This window comes from Anaerobacterium chartisolvens (assembly GCF_003337415.1).
Classification (GTDB): Bacteria; Bacillota; Clostridia; order Acetivibrionales; family DSM-27016; genus Anaerobacterium; species Anaerobacterium chartisolvens.
The window spans coordinates 1-21874 of sequence record NZ_QPJT01000026.1 but is presented as its reverse complement, the minus strand read 5'-3'; the positions used below and the strand labels follow the sequence as shown (position 1 = coordinate 21874).

The 21874-nt window shown below is 43.4% G+C and carries 15 protein-coding genes and 2 pseudogenes; 14 read left to right on the top strand and 3 right to left on the bottom strand.

The genetic code is table 11. From position 1 onward, the window contains the following. Positions 1 to 17 precede the first annotated feature (17 nt). Entirely contained in the window at positions 18 to 1520 is a 1503-nt protein-coding gene (pdxR, locus tag DFR58_RS17625; RefSeq protein WP_114299176.1) for a MocR-like pyridoxine biosynthesis transcription factor PdxR, read from the bottom strand. A 372-nt stretch (positions 1521 to 1892) separates the two neighbouring features. Between pdxR and lplA the strand changes: the two genes are divergently transcribed. The 3 genes from lplA to DFR58_RS17610 all read left to right on the top strand — a co-directional run bounded on the left by lplA (position 1893) and on the right by DFR58_RS17610 (position 3955). Then, positions 1893 to 2891, top strand: a complete 999-nt coding sequence (lplA, locus tag DFR58_RS17620) for a lipoate--protein ligase (protein WP_114299175.1) — start codon at positions 1893 to 1895, stop codon at positions 2889 to 2891. Between the two features lie 22 nt (positions 2892 to 2913). After that, complete coding sequence (yfcE, locus tag DFR58_RS17615) at positions 2914 to 3459, top strand: phosphodiesterase (RefSeq protein ID WP_114299174.1); 546 nt, start codon at positions 2914 to 2916, stop codon at positions 3457 to 3459. Between the two features lie 79 nt (positions 3460 to 3538). Beyond that, entirely contained in the window at positions 3539 to 3955 is a 417-nt protein-coding gene (locus tag DFR58_RS17610) for a hypothetical protein (protein ID WP_114299173.1), read from the top strand. Between the two features lie 115 nt (positions 3956 to 4070). Here DFR58_RS17610 and DFR58_RS17605 read toward each other — a convergent pair whose 3' ends face one another. Further along, positions 4071 to 4577: a shikimate kinase gene (locus DFR58_RS17605; RefSeq protein WP_114299172.1), complete on the bottom strand. Its 507-nt coding sequence runs from the start codon at positions 4575 to 4577 to the stop codon at positions 4071 to 4073. 128 nt (positions 4578 to 4705) lie between these two features. On the opposite strand from DFR58_RS17605, the gene DFR58_RS17600 reads away from it, so the two are divergent. Continuing rightward, positions 4706 to 4939 (top strand): hypothetical protein, encoded by a 234-nt coding sequence (locus tag DFR58_RS17600; RefSeq protein ID WP_114299171.1) that lies wholly within the window; start codon positions 4706 to 4708, stop codon positions 4937 to 4939. On the opposite strand, the gene DFR58_RS17595 is transcribed toward DFR58_RS17600, so the two are convergent. Further along, positions 4917 to 5438, bottom strand: coding sequence for an A24 family peptidase (locus DFR58_RS17595; RefSeq protein WP_114299170.1), 522 nt, complete (start codon positions 5436 to 5438; stop codon positions 4917 to 4919). The two genes, DFR58_RS17600 and DFR58_RS17595, sit on opposite strands and share 23 nt — an antisense overlap. A gap of 249 nt (positions 5439 to 5687) precedes the next feature. Between DFR58_RS17595 and DFR58_RS17590 the strand changes: the two genes are divergently transcribed. From DFR58_RS17590 to DFR58_RS17545, 10 genes and pseudogenes are all read left to right on the top strand, one after another. Further along, complete coding sequence (locus DFR58_RS17590) at positions 5688 to 10757, top strand: S-layer homology domain-containing protein (RefSeq protein WP_114299169.1); 5070 nt, start codon at positions 5688 to 5690, stop codon at positions 10755 to 10757. 30 nt (positions 10758 to 10787) lie between these two features. After that, complete coding sequence (locus tag DFR58_RS17585; RefSeq protein WP_114299168.1) at positions 10788 to 14732, top strand: S-layer homology domain-containing protein; 3945 nt, start codon at positions 10788 to 10790, stop codon at positions 14730 to 14732. A 200-nt stretch (positions 14733 to 14932) separates the two neighbouring features. Further along, positions 14933 to 15631, top strand: a complete 699-nt coding sequence (locus DFR58_RS17580) for a YwmB family TATA-box binding protein (protein WP_170138209.1) — start codon at positions 14933 to 14935, stop codon at positions 15629 to 15631. A 33-nt stretch (positions 15632 to 15664) separates the two neighbouring features. Further along, positions 15665 to 16927, top strand: a complete 1263-nt coding sequence (gene murA / locus DFR58_RS17575) for a UDP-N-acetylglucosamine 1-carboxyvinyltransferase (protein WP_114299166.1) — start codon at positions 15665 to 15667, stop codon at positions 16925 to 16927. A 62-nt stretch (positions 16928 to 16989) separates the two neighbouring features. Beyond that, a complete protein-coding gene (spoIID, locus tag DFR58_RS17570) occupies positions 16990 to 18024 on the top strand; it encodes a stage II sporulation protein D (RefSeq protein WP_341457410.1) in 1035 nt (344 codons plus the stop codon). A gap of 106 nt (positions 18025 to 18130) precedes the next feature. Beyond that, positions 18131 to 19009, top strand: coding sequence for a M23 family metallopeptidase (locus DFR58_RS17565; RefSeq protein ID WP_242987717.1), 879 nt, complete (start codon positions 18131 to 18133; stop codon positions 19007 to 19009). Between the two features lie 269 nt (positions 19010 to 19278). Further along, positions 19279 to 19392: pseudogene (locus DFR58_RS17560) on the top strand (sporulation transcriptional regulator SpoIIID); the annotation flags it as partial. 361 nt (positions 19393 to 19753) lie between these two features. Then, positions 19754 to 20062, top strand: a complete 309-nt coding sequence (locus DFR58_RS17555) for a hypothetical protein (protein WP_207659271.1) — start codon at positions 19754 to 19756, stop codon at positions 20060 to 20062. Between the two features lie 63 nt (positions 20063 to 20125). Next, positions 20126 to 21292, top strand: coding sequence for a hypothetical protein (locus DFR58_RS17550; RefSeq protein WP_114299161.1), 1167 nt, complete (start codon positions 20126 to 20128; stop codon positions 21290 to 21292). Positions 21293 to 21597: 305 nt separating this feature from the next. Further along, positions 21598 to 21874 (top strand): annotated as a pseudogene (locus DFR58_RS17545) (hypothetical protein); the annotation flags it as partial.

Below are 21874 nucleotides of genomic sequence, written 5' to 3'. Positions count from 1 at the left end.
ACTACCGGCTTTAAGATCTACAGTATTGGCATGTTCCTGTGGGAATCCTGCCTTTGCTGAAGGGAGGAAATTATTGAGCAAAGCTTTTCTATGCCGGGCCGGATTTGCTCCGTATACGCGGACGCAAAGCTGAGCCGTATGTTATTCAGCCTCTGCGGCAGATTGTTGCTGTAAAATATCCTGCCAGGAGCAAAAACTATGTCATTTGAGGATGACAGCTTAAACAGGCTGCCGACAGGAAAGCCGTAGGGCATGTCGAGCCATATGTTCAGACCGCCTCCGGGTTTAAAATACGTTACGCCGTCACAAATACAGCTATCCAAGGCTTCTACCGTCTTAAAATACCTTTCTCTGTATATGTCATACATAAAAGAAAAGTGCTTGTCCCAAAATCCCGTTCGTATATATAAGTCAAAGGCCCTTTGAATCAATCCCGAGGTGGAAATGTCACTTGTATGCTTGGCTTCGAGGATATTGCCATGTATGTCCGAGGGTACTATCATAAAGCCAAGCCTTAAGCCGGGCATAAATATTTTTGAGAAGCTTTTTATAAAAATTACCCTATTGCTTTTATCCTCAGATTTGAGTGAAACAAAGCCCCTGTTGTCAAAATCCAGATCGCTTACATAGTCGTCCTCAATTACATAAGCGTTATACCTTTCCGCAAGCTTAAGAAGCTCCCTTCTTTTAAGGTTGGAATAAGAGTGCCCTGTGGGATTTTGAAAGGAGGGAATGGTATAAATGAGCTTGCAGTTATATTTTTTTAAGTTGTATTCCAGAACATTTAAATCGGGGCCGTCTTTATTTATTTCAACATCACATATCTCCGCGCCTCTGGATTTGAAAACCGCTATAGCGCCCGTATAGGTAGGGCTTTCGGTTATAACATAGTCGCCCTGATTCAGAAGTGCTTTGGATATGATATCAATACCCTGCTGTGCGCCGGAGATTATCTGTATATTTTCGGAATTGCTCTTAATATTGCCCTTTTGCATCATCTGGCTTATACATTCCCTGAGCGGCAGAAAGCCCCTGATGTCCTGATAGCTGAATGCATTGCCCTTGTCCCTGTCTAAAATATCGTTAAGTACAACCTTAAAGTTGTCTATGGGGAATAGATCCGAGGTTGGAGTGGCGCTTGCAAAATTAATTGTATTTTCATTAAGAGTTACCTGCCCGCTGGTCAAGAAGGGAAGGTCATCCTGCTGGTATAACTCATCAAGTATTATATTTCCGCCTCCGCTGTCCGTCATGCCTTTTAAGGAGAGTGTGTTTGAGATATATGTCCCGCTGCCGGGCTTTGAGTATACGTATCCCTCATGCTCCAGACGCTTGAAGGCCGACACCACTGTGATCTGGTTGACATTTAATAAAGCGGCCAGACCTCTTATGGAGGGAAGCCTTGAATGCGCCACGAGAGTGCCCTCATCGATTAAGTTTTTTACAGCCTCGTACAGTTGAAGGTACAGCGGAGCTGCAAGTGTCTTATCCAAAAGCATTGTTCTGAAGATTTCCAGCATAAGCGACCGCCTTTCTATACTGCCCATTTTTCTATATGGTGTCCATATGAGTACAAGTTTAACAGAATGACGCCGGATTGTCACTAATGGGGTATCGTATTTAATAAATAAAAGAATATATGGTAAAACCAGCGGAGGAAGCTTGGGGACGGATTCCTGTGCTTCCGAAGCGCAGCGAAGGACTGAAAGGAAAGCATAGGAACCGTACCCCACGCTTTCGCAGCGGAAACAAGCTGCAATTCTTAAGCAGCCTTGAGGCCTTCGCATATTTAGAAACAAATCTATGTTAATCCGTCATGATTTCTGGTAAAATAATAATACACTTATTTCAAAACAATACATCAAAATTAAAACATAGCAGGAGGAGCAACTATGATATCTCGCATACACGCAATACGCTCTGAGGACGTTAACCCATGGAGAAACCTTGCACTGGAGGAGTACTTGCTGGAAAGCGTTGAAAAGGGAAGCTGCATACTCTACCTTTGGCAGAATCACAATACTGTGGTAATAGGAAAAAATCAGAATCCCTGGAGGGAGTGCCGTACAGAGCTTCTGGAAAGGGAGTGCGGACATCTTGCCAGAAGGCTTTCTGGCGGTGGGGCCGTCTTTCATGATGCGGGGAATCTTAATTTTACCTTCCTGATGCATAAGGAAGACTATGACTTGAAAAGGCAGGTAAGCGTTATACTGGAGGCTGTGAAAAAAATGGGCATATGCGCCGAGAAGACCGGGCGCAATGATATAACTGTGGATGGCAGGAAGTTTTCGGGCAATGCGTTTTGCTTCAGGAAGTTCAATGCATATCACCATGGGACAATTCTCGTATCTGCCGATATGGAGAAGATGGGCAGATATCTTCAGGTTTCAGCCGAAAAGATGAATTCTAAGGGAGTTAAATCGGTACAGGCCAGAGTTGCAAACCTGACGGACTTCAATAAGCTGCTGACGATAGAAAAAATGGCGGGTGCAATGCTGGAGGCGTTTGAGGAGGAATATAGGGGGAACGGGCTTGAGATTCTGGACAACAACAGCTTTGACCAAAAGAAGCTGGACGAGTTGTATAACAAGTATTCATCATGGGAATGGCGGTATGGAGAAGCTCCCTGCTTTGATATGGACGTTGACACGCGTTTTCCGTGGGGAGGGGTGGAGCTTGCTTTGAAGCTTGAGAGGGGAATAGTAAGCAGTGCCACAGTGTATTCCGATGCTATGGATGCCGATTTTATTGCAATGCTTCCCGGTGCTCTTCAAGGGTCGGTTTTTTCTTCTTCTGCTCTGGCTGATAGAATCAGTGCCTTAGAGGGAGATGAAGAGCAAAGAAAGATGCTGGAGGATATGGCAAAATGGATTGAAGCCAAGGAATTTTAAATAACAGGAAGGGTCTTAAATTATGAAAATATTTTTTATGTCCGACATACACGGGTCACTTCACTACCTGAAAAAAGCATTGGAGGCCTTCAAGCAGGAGAATGCCGGCTATATGGTTATTTTGGGGGATCACCTCTACCATGGGGCAAGAAACCCTCTGCCTTTGGAATACAGTCCCAAAGAGGTGGCGGAGTTGCTCAACGGCTTTGCCGGCAGGATTATATCGGTAAGGGGAAATTGCGACAGCGAGGTTGACGAAATGGTTCTGGATTTCCCTATTATGGCTCCTTATTCCACTGTTTTATATAATGGCAGAAGGCTGTTTTTAACGCATGGACATATATACAATGAGGACAGGCTGCCCAGCCTAAGTGCAGGGGATGTGCTGATATACGGGCATACTCATGTGCCTAAGGCTGAGAAAAAGGGCAATATATTTATAATTAATCCGGGAACTATAACGCTTCCTAAAGAAAATAGCCCTAATTCCTTTGGCGTTCTTGAGGAAAACGTGTTTAAAATAAAGGATTTCAAAGGCAGAGTGTTTAAACAAATAGCTTTATCCTGAAACTTCCATTAGATTTAATGGAACTATTTTGATTTCTATGCGTCGGTATTATTTAAAAGATTTAAAAGGATGTGTCGGAATGAAGGGGTTAGAGGGGATACTAAGTGTTATTTTGCTGATATGCTTGTTTGCAAGCTCTCTTATTTATATGCTTGTGGATTTTTCCAGTGACGTAAATCCAAGTACATGGCTTTATGCCTTTATTCAGCTTGTATTTGCCGTTCTGCTTTTGATTGATACCATAATATACAGGTTTAAGCCCAGCAGCAGACTGGTAGTTTATATAGGGCGCTTCTTATGCCTTGTTCTGGCAGTTGTGCAGGTTTTGCCTACCATTCTGTGGCTGCTTTTCAACGGAAGCACTATTTCTGAAACTCCCGGCGAAGGGATTATGGCTCACTGGGGCTATGCCGTTGCCCATATGATTATAGTGGCGCTGTGTGTGTTTAATATGACGATGATAAAACGCTCAAGGCGGTATATGTTTGTAAAATAAAAAAAAGAGGTTAGTCTTTCGACTAACCATGTAAAGGGGGTCAAAATGTATTTTGTGAGGTCATTTATATTATTGACCCCCTATACATTTTTTATACAGGGCTGTAAAAAATATTTTAAAAAGATTCCAGCTTGTTTTTTATCTTAAGAACGGCATCCTCTATTCTGCCGCACGGGCAGTCTATAATTATATCCGAGTGCTTTTTGTACAAAGCAATTCTTTCACCGTACAGGCTTTTAATGCTTTGGGATTTTCCCATTGCTATTCCCCGGCTTTTTATGTTTTTAAGCCTCCTTTTAATCTCATCATATGACACATTCAGAAAAATAAATATGCCGTCTCTCTTCAGGTGCTCCACTGCGGCAGTGCTGTAGATTACACTTCCGCCGGTAGCTATTACATGCTCCCGCACATTCAAAGCCTTTACCGCCCTTTCCTCTGCCGAAAGGAAATAGTCAAGCCCTCTTTCGTTTATTATGTCCTGAAGAAGCATTCCTTCTTGCTTTTGTATTAATAAATCGGTGTCTATGAAATCCTTTTTCAAGGCTTTTGCAAGCAAAACCCCAAGTGTGCTTTTTCCGGCTCCCGGCATTCCTGTTAAAATTACGTTTGATTTTTCCATTTTACCTCGTCCCATGTGAATTTTATTTATATAATAGCACATATTTGATAACAATATAAGTGAAGGGTCCCACAGCCAAGGCAGTTAACTGCCAAACAGTTAATCAAGTATCTGCGAGGAGGAAGCATATGGAGAGGAATGAAAAAATAATAAACGCTGAAAGCATAATGAATACTGATGCAACGCTAAGTAATATTTTAAACGAATTCAAGGAGGGTGAAACGCTGGTCCTGGACATAGGCAACAATTACTTTAACCAGACGGATGACATTTATAATGCCCTCGAATCAAAAGGATATGATGTAAAAAAATCCTTCAGAAATGGGAGGAACCAGATTATTATAAATAAAAGGCCGCAATAATCTGAATTAATGTGCCGCAGGCTATAGCATAGCTGAAGCGGAATTTGGCACCGTCCGATTTATCCTCAAAATCGGTATAGGGAAGCAGCGAAAAGCTGAGAAAACAGCTTTTTATATATGCCACAAGGTGCCGGAGCCTTTCTTTGCCATTCTTTCTTAAGGCTATAATAAGCACGGCTATTACTCCGCCCGAAATAAATGAATACGCCATTGCATACATGACAAATTCTGCCCCCATTATTGAGCCTACGGCACTGAACAGCTTAATATCTCCTGCCCCCAGCATTCTGAGAGCAAAAAACACTATCAGCAGCAGTACGGGGAGCAATATTCCTGAGATAGAACTCTTTAAGCCTTCCGGCCCGCCCAGAACAGTGTTTGTTAATATGCCGGCTACTATAAAAGGCACGACAACGGCATTTTTTATCCTGTAGATTTTATAGTCGCAGATAAGTGCCAGCAGCATAAGCAGCCCAAGCCCGGCATATTTCACACCCATTTAAATCCTCCGTCTTTTATCTCACAGGTTAAATTACAATATGGTTACATTATAGCATATATCTAAATTTTTGATTAAGTTATGACGATATAAATTCATAGGAATTTCCATTGGCATATGCCTTGATGGTAGCTTAATATTGCTAATATTGCAGGGATTACAATATTAGCGGCAAATTAAAATTCTGATGCCTTTTAAGGCAGATATTCTAAAATTAAAATATACGCTTTATAATCTGGGGGTAATGTAATGAGGATATTTAAAAAGCTTCTTGCCTTAGTATTAATAATAAACATAACATACGGAATGTGCCCCAATCTGGCACAGCTTGCTCATGGGGCAGGCACGGCGGCACTGATTGTCAGCGGGTATGAAAATAAGAGGCTTACCATAAGATGGAATACGGCAAATGTAAGATCGGTGCAGCTTAAGTATCATAAGCCTGCCGCGGGAGATACCGCACAGTATGTTGACGTGGCGGTAAGTGCTTCGGGTGCCTCGCAGACGATGTCCTCCGTTACGATAGACGAAATAGAATCTGACTACATATATGATATAGCGGTTAGCATGTATGACGCTGCGGGAGGAGAGAGCGGAACAGGGATTTTAATAGCCACCGGCTCTGTTAACTGCCTTCCTAAGATATCGTTCAATGCTGAAATTGTACACCAGCAGCCTGTCGAAAATACGGGTGGGGGAAGTGAATCGGGTATTATGCCTTCTCTTAAGGTGAGCTGGAATATACCCAAGGTATATGACGGATCTGCCGGATACATTCCCATGGACAGCGTAACAAGCTTTCAAATGCTGAACTCAGGGATAGAAAGCTTCAATTATAAGGTAACGGTGGCGGACAGCTCAAACCGGGCGGATGTGGATATAGCATGGCAGTCTGGAGGAGGCTATACGGCGAGAGTTGCGGGTGACAGCTCAAGAACCTCCGGGGTGAAAAGGGACGGAAACTCATATTATTTCTACCTTTTGGGCATTAAAGAGGATGGTGCTGTTTTACCAACCACGGCTCAGGTGGCGGCAAACAGCTATGGGAATCCCTCTGACGGAGAGCTTGACAAGGTCCTGCCGGACGCCATTTCTGGTATAGGCGACAATAACTTTGTTCTTCCCCATAAGGACATACGCCCCGGTACGGTATATTACATGCGCTTGAATACGCTTCCTCTCAACGCTTCGGGGACATATATCAACTGCCTTTCCTCAGGCCCCCTTGGCAATCTGGCCACAATGGGGGAGCTGTCCTATGTGTATACCCCTATAAGATTTGCCCTTACAAAGGATTCTCTGGACAATGTAAACGTAAAAATATACAGGATAAACAAGGGCAATCTCAATATGCCTCAGCTATACTATGAGGTTCAGCTATGCAGCTTCCCGTCGGATCAGGACAGTGACTGGAATCAGGGGGCTTTTAGGGACAAGGGAAAGGTAATGGACGGAACCTATTTTACGGGACCGTACCAGTACACGCTTATAGAGGGCATAAGCCCTGAAAACGAGGTTTTTTACAGGGTGGTGGTCAAGTCCAACGCAACCAGCGACAGGCTGGAATCACTCAAAACTCCCTATACAATAAGGAACGATATATCCAGGCCTCCCATTCCGAGGAATGTTTTGGCCGTGGCAAAGGCTGACGTGGTTAACAAGACCAGTGATGTAACCATATCCTGGGATAAGCCGTCACAATGGGATCAGATAAAGACAATTACAGACCCCGATCAGGATATCGTTTTTCATTTCATATTGAATATAAACCAGAATGATTTAGACAGCAGCGTGACATACCCTCTTGAAGCTGGAGGGGAGACATACGGAAGCTTCAATGTAAAATACAGGCTTATGGGCTATGTGAATGCGCGGGCCGGTTCCATTATAGACAGGGGCAGCCGTCTGGAGTTTACCATGAAGGGAGCCGATCTGTTTAAAGGCATACAGTGGGACGATACTGAGCAGGATTTCAACCCCAATGAGACGGATGCCGACGGAAATGTGTACCCGGATTTTCTGCTGACAAACAAGACCTATTATTTGCAGGTATATACAACCAAGGGCGAAAACCGGGGCCACTATGACGCAAAAAATACGCAGGGCTATATGTCTGACAGGTCTGTAACCACGAGCTTTACAACCGTTGCCGCAGCCCAGAAGGATGTTCCCCTGCCGGGAAACTTCAAGACAGCCTCACAGCCCACTGAGGATACCATAGTGCTTCAGTTTGACAAGGTGAATATAAACTGGGACGATTATTCCTTCAACCATACGGCAAACGACAGAGTGTACTATGACCTTTACATGAGTACCAGAACAGCTCCCGAGTCCTTTGTAATGATAGGGACGACGCAGCGTATGAACACCCCCTCCGATGATGAAAGATCGGATATAGCCTTTCAGAATGTCGATAATACACAGCTTTCCTATATAAGGGCGGGGATAAGCAGCTTCAGAGCCGGAGTGGGCTATACCGATCCGGCAAGCGGGGTTTACATAGACCCGTATGATATTTTCGGAGAAGGGCTTAAGTCCAACACAACCTACTACTTTAAGGTGAAAACGCGGCTTTTTATTGAACACCCCCTGTACCCATTAAACCCTGCCGTTTCAACCTCAATATTGTCCGTTACAACGGACAGGGATGAAATGCAGGACCCGGACGATGCCGCAGACAGGCCTATTGCCCCCGCGGACTTTGACATTGCCTTGGACGGGGAGGGCAATTTTATGCTTACAGGGCAGTCGGTAACCTTCACGTGGGCAAAGAGAGAGAACGCCGTAAGGTATTCTCTTGTATGCACCTCCAAAGAGGTGGGCCGCAGGGAGGATGTTTCTCTTTTGTATGACAGCGATGGAATTTATAAAAGCTTTATAGATTATTTCGGAAATCTTGATAAGAATATTGACGGCGACAGCAGGAGCTTTACGCTGGACCCTGCACTTAACCTTACCGAGAACCAGAACCCCAAGATAGACGCATATACCTTTGCATATAACGGCGTTACGGAAACGTATACGCTTTCGATAAATAAGTGGCTGTTCCCCAATAAGCTGTATTACTTCAGCTTAAGGGCCGAAATATGGGACGGAGCGGTGAACCAAAAGCAAAGCGTCTGGATTTCCATACCTGTCACTACAACGCAGGTGGAGGCTCCCACATTTTTGGAGCCTGTGAATGACGCTCAGCTTGGCTTCTGGTGGAGGGGGGAGCTCTCCAAGCAGGCGGAGGAATACAAGATATACTTGAAAAAGAGTGAGGACAGCGAATATACACTTCTCACAAGGACGCAATATACAGCGATAAAGGATGGCAGCATATTCTACGGAAGGATACCCAAGCTAAAGACCGATACGCTGTATGATATAAAGGTATGTATTGGAACGCAGGATACTCTGATAAGGCAGCTTTCGTTAAAGACCAGAGACGCTTACCATGAGCTGGAGGTAAAGTGGAGGGGAATCCCTTTGGATGATTACACAGGCTTTGAAATAGCCATAAAAACTCCCGAGGCAGGGGAGTATACAGTTCTGGAGCCTTCGGATCTGGAGGTATTTCAGAATGTAAACCTTAAGACTCCGGGAAACAATAACCTTGTCCCGGCTCGCCAATACGCTGAGAAAACTGTGCAGACTCTGGGCACCGACTATTACATGTATTATGCCAGAATAAAGACAGTTACGGTAAAGTATGCTGACGGTACTGTGGTTAAGGAGCCTCTCAAATCCAATATGAAATACTATATTAAGGTGAGGACGGTAAAAAACGATCCCTTGAATGACAGCCTCCCTGAAGAGTCTCAGAGGCCATCGGCTTATTCCAAGTATGCCGGTCCTGTGGACAGCAGGACGGAATTCAGTCAGGATGATTATGACGATGAGGACGACGATACGAATAAGGAGGCGACATACTTGGACAGGGTCTCAAAGCTTGAGGAGGCACTGTACTGGAGAGTTGAAATGAGCAGCACCAAAGCAACAAAAATACTTTTAAAAGGCGACAGGGTTTCAAATGTCATAGAGGGCAGTCCCGATACTCCTTGCGTAATAGACATATCAACACTTAAGCCCGCTATCAGTGTTGACGTAATATATGTGCCTCTGATTGTTGCCAATGTTTTGAATGCCCAGAACGGAAGCCTTGTGGTAAAAACCGTTGAAGCGGAGTATACCATAAATCCGGGAACCCTTGATGTGGAGAATATGGCTGAAATTAAGGCGGTTGAAAAGAAGTCCGGAGTTAAGGAGGTATTCTTTAAGCTTACCGTTACAAGGGGGGATTATCCTGCTTCCACCTTGCCGCAAGGCGCCACGCTTGCTTCAAAGGTAAATGACCTTGAGGTGCAGGTGCTTGGAAGCTCAAAGACGGATGAAGCCCTTAAGAAGGAATTCTATGACAAAATGTACAACGACAAGACGGGCATTGTTAAGCAAAAAAGAGATATGCTGTCAAACCCCTATTTTGACAATACCCAAACAAAGCAAAAGCTTAACGCATTTATGGATCAGCTGATAAAAGAGACCGAAAGCGAGCTTTCGGATTATATAGGCAGAACTGTCGAGGGGACTAACGGTTCGGGAGGAATGGTTGTTGCAAAGGAGTACATGACATCCTTTGGAAACGCTATGAGAGTAAAATTGGTGTATACTGTCAAGAAGGGAATAAACACCCCTTATGTTAACTATGACGGAGTTGACAGGTGGCAGAAGCTTACTAAAAATATAAGCCGGCCTGCCTCGAACGCACTGGTGCTGAGCGCCGAGAGAACGGGAAAATACGGTGTGTTTGCGGTTATAACCGCTGCAAGCGACTTGCCTGTAAATTATTGGGCTAAAGAGAGCATAGACAAATTTTTATCAAAATATGATTTGAGAGGTGTCTTTGCAGGGGTAGATAAGTCGTTTAATCCCGAGATGAATGTGTCGGTAGAGGAGATGGTGCTGCTGTATGAAAAGGTCATGGCAAAGACTGAGGCCAACGCGGGAGCGGACATTAAGCAGAAGGTGTCTAAGATGGGCTTAAACGGCATTGTAAACACCGCAGGACTGAAAAAGGACATAACCAGGCAGGAGGCCTCAGCTATATTTATAAAGGTATACTGCTCCAATAAGGGACTGAACTCACAGAATCTCAGGCCCTCTAAAAATATATTTGTATCGGATGAGGATGATATAGGCTCAAAGTATTACAGCTCTGTAATGATGACTATAGACTTAAAGGTAATGTCTACGGACGAGACGGGCAGTTTCAAGCCCAAATCCTCCATTACACGGGCTCAGGCAATAGACTCGATGGTAAAGGTTATGGGGCTTTGATAAACATATTGTTTAGGAGAGGACACGGATATGAGAGTATTGAAAAAAGCAGCGTGCATAGTGCTTGCGGTTATATTGGCAGTGCAGGTGAATTTATTTGACGAAAGGGTATACGGGGCAGATCCCCAGCCCCCTTTGCAGGATCTTACCGTACAGTCCACGGGAACGGATAGAACTGATGCCGCGGCAAACAAATGCTATGTGGATTTAGGGTGGCCCCCTCTTAGCTCACCTATGGGAACGCCTTACCTTAACTTTTATGTTCAGGAAATAAACAAGGCATACAGACCGGCGAGGCCCATGCAGATAAGGGACAGAAGTGTGCCTACAGGAAGCTCCTCCTTCAGGATGAAGGGACTTGCTTCGGGAACCTTTTACCTGATAAATGCAAAGGCCTTCTATACGTATAACATCGGCGATGTATCATATACCAGCCCGGAGTCGTCGCCATCAAAAACGGTAAAGGTGCTTACCGATATAGGAATGACGGTTGCCTCCTACGGAACTAACCAGATAAGAATAGAGTGGGATGATGTCTGGAATTCAGGCTCCAGAATAGGCTACAAATTGTATGTATCCGATAACAGCAGCTTTGCCAACACAATACCCATCTATATAGGCAGCAGCCAGATTGAGCCTAACGGGCCTGTTACCGTTAACCAGTCTACGGGAAAGCTTGAGTATATACATCAGGTTAATGACCCTGCCAGAGTTTATTATGTAAAGATTGAGCCTGAGATTGTTGAGGAGGGAGTGGTATACAATCCTTCGACAGATGTTCTCCCTGTTTCAAGCTATATACTGGTAAAAACCACCAGAATGTCCGAAACGGAAGAGGGTACTATATGGAGGCTTGACTGGACCCCTGTGGTTACGGGGCTGGGAAGCGGCGATATTATTGTAAGATATTATATATATAAGTATGTTAACAACATGCCGGTGGGAATATCCATTGACAGCGGCACAAGCACATTTATTACCGTGCCTCCCGGAGAGGATAACAACTACTACATGATAAGGGCGGAGGTAACCCGTAACGGAGTTTCTATATACCCTCCCACCGTGCAGATTATTTCGGACAGGGTTTTAATCCGTGAGCAGGAAATACCGGCTGTTCCCGCCGCTCCCGAGCTTGTGGACGAATTTAAAACCTATGACGGCAAGCTTATTATATCCTACAGCGATCAATTGCAGGACGGAAGGATATTCCCCGGAGAGCTTGCCCCCAAGACTGCCACTATATTGTGGAGGCTTCCCAAAAAAGCGAATGGGTCGGTGGATACCGGCATTATATATGATATGTGGATAGTGGATAATCCCAATCAGATAGATAATCCGCCTGAAGCCAGCAGAACCGAGCTCAGGCTTTCCCCTGACGAAAACTACGTGATGGAGGATCACAACCACATAGGCTATAAGTATAAAATAGAAAATCTTACTCCCAATCATACCTATTATGTAAAGCTTGCCGCAAGAAAAACCTACCTTGAGGAGAGGGACGGGATATTGCAAAGCGTGCAATACAGATCCCTTCCGGCAATAAAGGTGGTTGTAACTCCTACCGACGGCTCTATTGATCAGCCTTTGGTGCCGGGGAGGCCCCCTCTTGTTGTTTTGGCGGAAACCATTAAAAACACCAGTGCCACTATTCAGGTAAAAAACAAGTGGTATGAAAAGTATGTTGAGTCAGAGGGGAGATGGATGCATATAGACCCCTTGAATTTGCCGTCAGGCGCTGACGCCGACCCCATTTATACTCACCAGCAGATAAGAGACTATTTTTCAAAAATGAATGATGGTATTTTTGAAGATCCCAGTGACCCTGAGCTGAAAAATTTTGGCAAGACATACCGCATAGTGGAGTATGATTCGGGAGAAAATGGCGTTACCTTGGATGTGGGATGCATTGAATATCAGGAGGGCATGAATCTTGACACCCTTAAAAATCTTCCCGCCAACAAGGTTATAGGGTTTCCTGTCACAGCCAACGACGCTGCCGAGGATGTGACGCTGAATTTTGACAATAAGAGGCATAATGTTAACATTCCGCTTACGGCACTTACCCCAAATACAAAATACATTATATGGGTGAGAGCGTCCAGAGTAAGCCAGAACCTTACATCGCCCCCTTCGGATGCCCTTCTGCTGACAACCTATCCTGATGACGTTATTCATGTGGAGAAGCCCACAGTGCCTGAATTCACTTATTATCAGGCAGGGGACACCTATGTGGATTTGGGATGGAATATAAGGGATGACTATACATACCATTTAAAATACGGCACCACTGATAATGTAAATGCGGCAGGAAATACTATTACCACCACCGCCAAGCAGATAAAGGATTCGGGACGGAGCTACTTAAGGATACAAGGACTTCAGCCCAGCACAATATACTACTTTTTCATACAGGCCGAAGCAAAAAAGGACACACTGACAAGCCTTTCCGAGTGGAGCGATTCACTGCCGGTAAAGACACTTGCGCAGACTGCTCCAGACACCCCAAGGGGCTTTGGGGTAAAAAACTCTAAGGATGCCGTCACAAAGAACAGCATAACCTTTGAATGGATTCAGGAAAACGGTCTGCAGTATATCGTGGAGGTAACGGGTGGAATAGACTATAAGGATGTTAAGGAATATAGCGCGGGAGCTGCCGCAGAGCTTAAGGTGGATAGCTTAAGGTCCAACTTCAGGTATTTTGCAAGACTGTATGCATATGATCCCGTAACACAGCTCAGATCCGAGCCCACTCAGAGCATTACCGTAAGAACACAAAGAAGCGATGACGATTATGATTCCGATGAGGACATAGAGGATATTGCGTCAGGGGATTATATAGTAAAGGGCAGCAGCGCGGTAAAAAATGTCTGGAGCATTAAAATTACCGGAATAAATGCAGACAGGTTTGTGGAGCATATTAAAAATGACAACGTTCTTGATTATAAGCTCGATGCCGGCAGTCCTCCCGCAAATACCGAGAGAATAAACATTCTTGTTTCCAACAAGGTTTTTAATTCATTAAGCGTGTTAAAGGAGAATCTTATAATATCAATAAAGGGCAGTCGGTTTGTAATAAGACCTGAAGTGCTTACCGATAATTTGGTAAAAATATCGTCGCCCAGCTTTAACTATCAGATATCTCTGGTGCTTAACGACACCGCCACAAGAACCGATGAGCAGAATGTCAACTTCAAGACAAATGTAGTAAGGCTTGAGGTATCAGCATATGACGGAGGGAACTCAATACCTGTAAATGCTTTTAATAAGCCGCTGAAGGTAATTGTGCCATATGACGGAAGCACATGGTACAAGGAAGGAATAACCTCCGGCTATGTGTATGACGACAGCACGGGACAATGGAAAAAGGCAGGCAGCTCAAACACCTTTGACATAGACAATGAGAGGGGGAATTTGAGCTTTGAGACTATAATACCCGGAGGCATAGCGGCGGCGGATACGGGAAAAGCATTTTTTGACGATATCTACGGTACAAGATATGAGGATTCCATAACAAAAATAGCTTCTGTTTATAATCTGAAAAGCGTGTCGGGAAGAACTTTCCGTCCCTCTAAAAGCCTGACTGTATCGGATGGCATAAAGCTTGTTATGGACGTTTACGGATACAGCTACGGCGCAGATTTCATGAGTACTGCAGCCAAGGCCGGATTTATAGCTCCGGCAGATATTTCTAATGCTTCTGCAGGCTGCACAAGAGAGAAGGCAACGGTAATGGCGGTAAGGCTGTATGAGCTTAAAACAGGTGAAAAAAGTAAGCCCGACAGCGGATTTTCCTCAGGCTACAGTGACTTAAACGGAGTTGCTGCGGTAAACACTTCAAGGGTGAGGTTTGCAATACAGAATGGAATGGTCGAGGGTAAAAGCGCGACTGCTTTCGGCCCTAAAGACATCATAACCAGAGGAGAGCTGATGGGAATTTTAGAGAAGGTTTTAGTGATTGCAGGAGAGATAAATTAAAAAAATTAAGCATATAAATTGGGAAAATTTATAATATAAGTTATATGTAAATTTAATCAAAGTTTAGCTTGCAAGCCAGTTATAGCGTTGTGTTTTAAATATTGCATGTATATCCCAATGCCAAAGTGGAAATAATTTTACTGTAAAAAGATTATTAATTCATAAGGCATTTTAACATAAGCTGATTTAGGGGGATGTACATGAAAAAAATAATTTCAGTGTTAACCTTATTAATTATTTGCATTTTTTCTTTCTCCATGCATTATGTAAGAGGGCATGGGGAGCTTAAAAGTCCGAAGGAGCTTATCCTAAAGGCTTTTGATGCGTCAGGTGCAAATATGGTTGGCAGTGAAATTTATTTTTGGTCAAAAACAGGCAATATGGATACTGTGAAAAAAAGTGATACACTTAAAAATATCGAATACGATCTTTCAAACGCATTAAAGGGAGAATATTCTTCAGAGCCCCGGAAGGGTGTTGGCATAAAAATCACACTAAAGGATGACAGCAATGCCGAAAGTAATATTTATGGAAGTATAATTTCAACCATTCCTCACAGGGAAGTGGAAAAGTCAGGAAATATACTGGACAAGATATTTAAGGAATATGGAATTAAAGCAAATATAAACACCTGCATATCGGGAGAATATGAAGGACGCTTGAGCGATGAGCAGATGGACAGCATAAGCAGTGCTGTGCTAAGGGAGGCAGATGCCCAAAGGGTTGAAGGAATGAAGGACGGCAATACATTAAGCATATCTGCGTACTCTCCCCGCATACCCGGTGCAATAAAGTCAGGCAATAAGAAAATAAATTTAAATGTGGCTATGAGATACAGCCCTTATATGGATAAAACCTGTATATGGCTTGCTACTCCCGTAATTTTAAAGGAATACTGAGCTTAAACAACGTAACTGAAAGGAAGAATTAACATGCCCAAATACATAATAGGTGAGGGAAAACCATTAAAAGGGAAGGTAAAGACAAGCGGAGCAAAGAATTCCGTGTTGCCCATTATAGCGGCATCTCTTTTAGGAAACTCCCATAGCATAATAGAAGAAATACCTTATTTGAATGATGTAAGAGTCATGTGCGATTTGCTGAGATCCTTGGGGGTTTCGGTAGAATTTTTTGATAATCAGGAAAAAATCAGGGTTTGCCCTGACAATATAAGTAATATTACAGCGCCTTATGAGCTTGTAAATAAGCTAAGAGCATCTTTTCTTGTTATGGGGCCGCTGCTTGCCAAGACGGGAATGGCTAAAGTATCGCTGCCCGGGGGCTGCGCGATAGGGACAAGGCCCGTGGATCTGCATTTAAAGGGTTTTGCCGCATTGGGAGCGGAAATAACTCAGGGTCATGGATACATTGAAGCCAGAGTAAACGGAAGGCTTAAGGGAACAAAAATATACATGGATTTTCCAAGCGTAGGCGCCACCGAGAATATTCTTATGGCTGCTGCTTTGGCAGAGGGGCAGACTATAATAGAAAATGCTGCAATTGAGCCTGAAATAGTCGATCTCGCCACCTATTTGACGGCAATGGGAGCGGATGTAAAGGGTGCGGGCACCGATACAATAAAGATAAACGGAGTAAAAAGCCTTAGCGGAGCGAATCATCCTATCATACCCGACAGAATTGAAGCGGGAACCTTTATGGTTGCCACTGCAATTACAGGAGGAGACGTAGTTATAGAAAATGTAGTGCCGGATCATTTAAAGCCCATAAGCGCAAAATTAAGAGAAGCGGGCGTGGAGGTTTCGGAGGAATTGTCGGCGATTCATGTAAAGGCGGGAGGCCCTTTAAAAGCCGTGGATATAAAAACTCACCCCTACCCGGGATTTCCCACGGATATGCAGGCCCAGATGACATCCTTGGTAAGCAAGGCGGAGGGAACCAGCATTGTAAGTGAAACAATTTTTGAAAACAGATTCATGCATGTTAGTGAGCTCAAAAGAATGGGTGCAAATATAAAGATAGAAGGAAGAAGCGCGGTAATAGAAGGGATTCCAAAGCTGATGGGAGCTCAGGTAAAGGCCACCGACTTAAGAGCCGGCGCGGCTTTGATTCTTGCAGGGCTGGCTGCCGAGGGTGTTACTGAAATAACCGATATAGAGCATATTGAGAGGGGATATGTAAATATAGATAAAAAGCTTAAGGCGTTGGGGGCGGATATACAAAGGGCGGAAGAGTAAAAATCATAAACTGCTTGCCCATGAATATATTTTTATAGAAGGCATTTAAAAATATTCATGCGGTGAAGGTATATGATAATATGAAAAACTTTGTGTATTATATGTTTTTAATGATGCTTATAATGGTGGTGCTGCCTCTTTTTATAATAAAGGGCTGCAGCTTTGCAAAGCAGGATGTGGCCCCAAAAAAGCCTTTGCCGCTTAAGAGGCAGGCAGAGGAAATCAAAATAAAGGTTTACGTTAATTCTGAGAAAAAGACGGAGGAAATGCCTCTCGAGGAATATGTAAAAGGCGTTGTAGCCGCAGAAATGCCTGCGGAGTTCGGAGCGGAGGCATTAAAGGCGCAGGCTGTGGCGGCCAGAACGTACGCCGTTGGACGAATGAAGGGAATTTACAAATCCAAAGAGGATATTCACCCCGATGCCCACGTATGTACAGACTTCGCACATTGTCAGGCCTGGGTAAGCAAAGCTGAGGCCTTTAAAAAATGGGGTGCCATAAACTCATTTAAATACTGGAGCAAAATCGAGAGAGCTGTAAAGCAAACAGAGGGTGTCATAATAACGTACGACGGAAAAATAATTAACCCTGTTTTTCATTCCAACAGCGGAGGGAGAACTGAAAATGCCGAGGATGTGTGGGAAGGAGCAAACGAGCCCTATCTCAAAAGTGTTGCCAGCAGCGGAGAGGAAAACAGCGCGTCTTATAAGAATACGGTGGTTTTTAAAATAGAGGATTTTTATGATACTATAAAAAATAAATACTCTGACTTTGAAATAGAAAAAAAGGATATTTTACAGCATATAAAAATAATTGATTATACAGAGGGAAACCGAGTGAGAAATATCCGGGTGGGAAATATATCAATGAAGGGAACCGAATTCAGGACGCTTTTTTCATTAAAATCCGCGAATTTTAAGCTTGAAAATGAAGGAGAGGACTCCATTAGCATCACCACCTTAGGCAACGGGCATGGGGCAGGGATGAGCCAATGGGGAGCAAATTACTTGTCTGTGGGAGGAGGAAGCTATGAAGAGATTCTAAAGTATTACTACAGAGGAGTAGATTTGGCACAGCTTAACATTAACGACACTTGAAAATATACCGTGCCTGAAAAAATAAAATAACCTCTTATTTTTTTATTTCCATGTATATTGCTGCCATGAGCGGAAACAATATTATATGGAGGTGGAAAATGTGAATATGAAAAAGCTGTTTCCAGAGAAGCGTTTAACAAAAAAGGGTTTTTTGGAATTTCTTGATAAAAAGGGATTCTATATAGTATTAATACTTTGCATTGCCATTATCGGGGCAACCGCGGTGTTTATGTCAACACAAGGGATAACACCGTCAGGGGATGAGCCTCAGGCTAAAATACCTCAGGAGCCTATAGAAGAAAGGCTGGTTGACAATTATGACGAAGGCTTAAGCCTTGATGAGAATGGGAAGCCATCTATAGCGGATAAAGAGCCTGAAGAGGCAAACCGGCCGGTGCTTAATCCTCAGGCCAATGCCGAAGGAGCAACTGCCTCGGATGCAGAAGAGCCTGTTCTTGCTGAAAATAATAAAAATGCGGCACCCAAGCAGCAGGAGAAAAAGCAGGATGAAGGGAAAAAGACAAACCCGGCTGGGAAAAAGACTGACGGCACAAGTGCGGGTAGCACCGGCGGGGCAAAGTTTGTAATGCCGGTTTTTGGTGACATTACGCTTGGGTATGCTGAGGACGAGCTTGTATACTCCAAGACGCTGGAGGAATGGAGAAGTCACAGCGGACTGGACATTGCGGCCGACAGGGGAACACCTGTAAAGGCCGTCAATGACGGAGTAGTAACCGAGGTTAAAAATGATCCCAGGTATGGAATTATGGTTGTAATTGAGCATGACAACGGACTTAAAACAGTATATGCAAATTTGGCAAGCGATGAAATGGCTTCCCCAAATCAGAAGGTGAAGCAAGGCGAGGTAATAGGGGCGATAGGCAACACGGCGGTTTTTGAGTCGTCGGAGCAGTCCCACCTTCATTTTGAGGTATGGAAGGAAAACCAGCCTGTAAATCCTAAAGAATACTTGCCTGAAAAGTAGCGGAGCTGAAATTGCCATATCTTATATGTGCTATATAATTATATAAATATTCTGTAATTGATAAAAAGGAGAAAGCGTCTAAGCTTTCTCCTTTTTATCATATCACCCTATGCAGAGGCATATATATAAAATAGATTATGCTCTATAAGACAGAAAACTGACAATTAGTATTAAAACCTTCTATACATTTTAATTACGGCTTCAATGTTATGGTTTTAGCTATAAATTGCCATTTGAATTGTCAATTATCTATAGAGGGGGGCTTGTTGTTGAAGGGTTATATTGAGGACAGGGTTATTGAGCTTGCTAACTATATTATTGAAAAGAAGACTACAGTGAGGGCGGCTGCTAAAAAGTTTGGAATAAGCAAAAGTACCGTCCATACGGTTGTAAATTAACAGAACGGTGGACGAAAAGGGCAGGAAGCTACTAAACGGCTGCGTTAGGCCTTTAATTAAAATTATATCACTAAAATGAAACAGGTAAACTAATTTTTAAAATATATTAAAAAAACACATCTAAAAGGGTGTGTTTTTTAATGCCGTTATTTATTTGAATCCTCTTGGAAAAAGAAGGATTCAGAAAAAGGACTTCGGAAAATTATGGCGAAATATACAAATAAGGCAGGAGTAACAGATTATATTAGCGGAGGTAGAACAAATGCAATCAGGATGCCAGATTTATGTGAAAGGGTCAGTTGAGGCGGCAGCATTTTATCAAAGAGCTCTTAATTTGACATTGGGGATGAATTTTAAAGACGGCGATGGTACATATGAGCATGCGTCACTTATGTTCGGCGAGCGCGAAATACTTGCAGTGGCTGAAGATAAGGGAGATATGAGCAGCCCTTTTATACGGGATAATAAAAGGCCTGTTATGTCTTTCAACTGTTATGGACTGGGGACAAGGGAAGCCGTGCTTCAGGCATATAATGTATTAAGTGAAGGTGCTTTTCACAATGAAAATCCCGATGGACCTGCGCCGTTACCGTGGAGTGAATTGTGCTTTTATTTAGTAGATAAATTCGGTGTTTATTGGTGGGTTGCAATATAGTGCTTGCTATTGCTAAATATATAGATAATCAAATTTTCATGAAGGAGATTTATTTAAATCATTATGATTACTGAGATTTATCATAAAAATGTTGATACTGCCTCTGAAGACCAGCTGACAGGAAATGTTTTTGGAGCATTGAGATATTTGCCTTATCCTATGGCCCGGCAAATAATAATCAATAGCGTTCTTCCGGCTGCCACAAATGAGCTTCTTGAAAAAACGCTGCCATCAGAAATCTGTGATGAATGGGGGAGAAATGTTTATTTCTGGAGGCACTATCCCAATTCAAATACAGAGCCCGACGTTGTAATGGAGCTGGGGCAAGGGGCTATATTGATTGAGGTTAAATATAACAGCGACTTATCCGGCAATGATCAGTTGATTCGGGAGGCGGAGCTGCTTCTTAGCAACTATCCCAATAAAGCGAATTTTCTATTATTACTTGCTCGTGAGGAATCGGCAATTAGTATCTTTAATGAGAACAAAACAAATATTCCGGCGGAAGTGTCTTTTGGCTATATCACTTGGCAGCGATTATATAACTCTATAAGTAAAAACACCGCCGGTAGTCTTATATGCGATGATTTGTCAGCGCTGTTAAATGAAAAGGGATTCGGCGGTTTCAGGGGGTTTGGTATGATGAACGAAGAAACAATAAAAGCCTTTCGTATAGTGCAGGAGACTCATAAAAATGTACAGGAGTTCATTTCCTGTTGTATTGCGCTTGCAGATGAAAAATGCGAATTTGAGCTTGCTCCTATAACGGGAAACAACAGGTTTCTTAGATGGAGTAGTGACAGAGACTCCAATGCTTGGGCATACTTCAGCTTTATTGTAATATTCCAAAGGTGCCTTGACACCAAGCTGAAAAATGGCTATCGTAACGGTGCATTATATGTTTTGGAACTTAATTTTGCCGATTATGAAATACCAATGGCTAATGTCGCCCGCTATGATTATGATAATATTGAGAAGAACTGGTCTTCAGCTCCGCTCTCTCCAAGTGACCATTGGATTTTCTATGACCCTTTGTATAATGATATAATTGAGTTTCCAGATTATGAATGTGGTGAAATGTATTGTGGAGAGGTTGATAAGCCGATTTCGCGTTATTGGGGATTAAAACGTGTAATGGGGTATGAAATACCCTTGCTGGAGATTACGGCTGACAACACATATGAGAAAATATTTGGTACATTTAAAGAATTATCAAAGTATGTTTATTGAATACCTAATAAAGAAATCTTAAAATCATATATAATCTGTCCCAAAAACAAGGCATTCAGCCCTATGCTGCTTACCTTGTTTTTTGTTGGTATAATAATAACACTGGCTCTATACGCCATCCCCGCTTTTGCGGCAGACAGCATATGGGATGAACTGGGGACGGCAGCGGTATCTGGGTGCAGTTTTTCAAAACGGGGCAGCAGCTTATTGTAGATCCTGTAACGAACATTATCAATAAGGAATACGACGGCAAGAACCCGGCAGCTTCAACTACTACAAAATAATCAACAAGGTGGAATGCAAAAATGATGGGTACAACTCACTACAGGCTGGCGGCACTGTATTACATACTGCTGGGAGCTGTGGCAGGCACAGTTCCCCTGATTGCGGCTGTCCCGGTAATAGGGGATATCGCAAAGGATGGGATCAGCCTCGCCGGGGTGCTGGTTGCGGCACTGGCCGCGCTGATGCCCGACATGGACAGCCGGCACAGTAAAATTAATCGGCTGAACCCTGTTACAGGTCTTGCAAATGAGGCTATTGACATGGTAACAAGAATGCTAGGATTTTGCATCAGGCTTG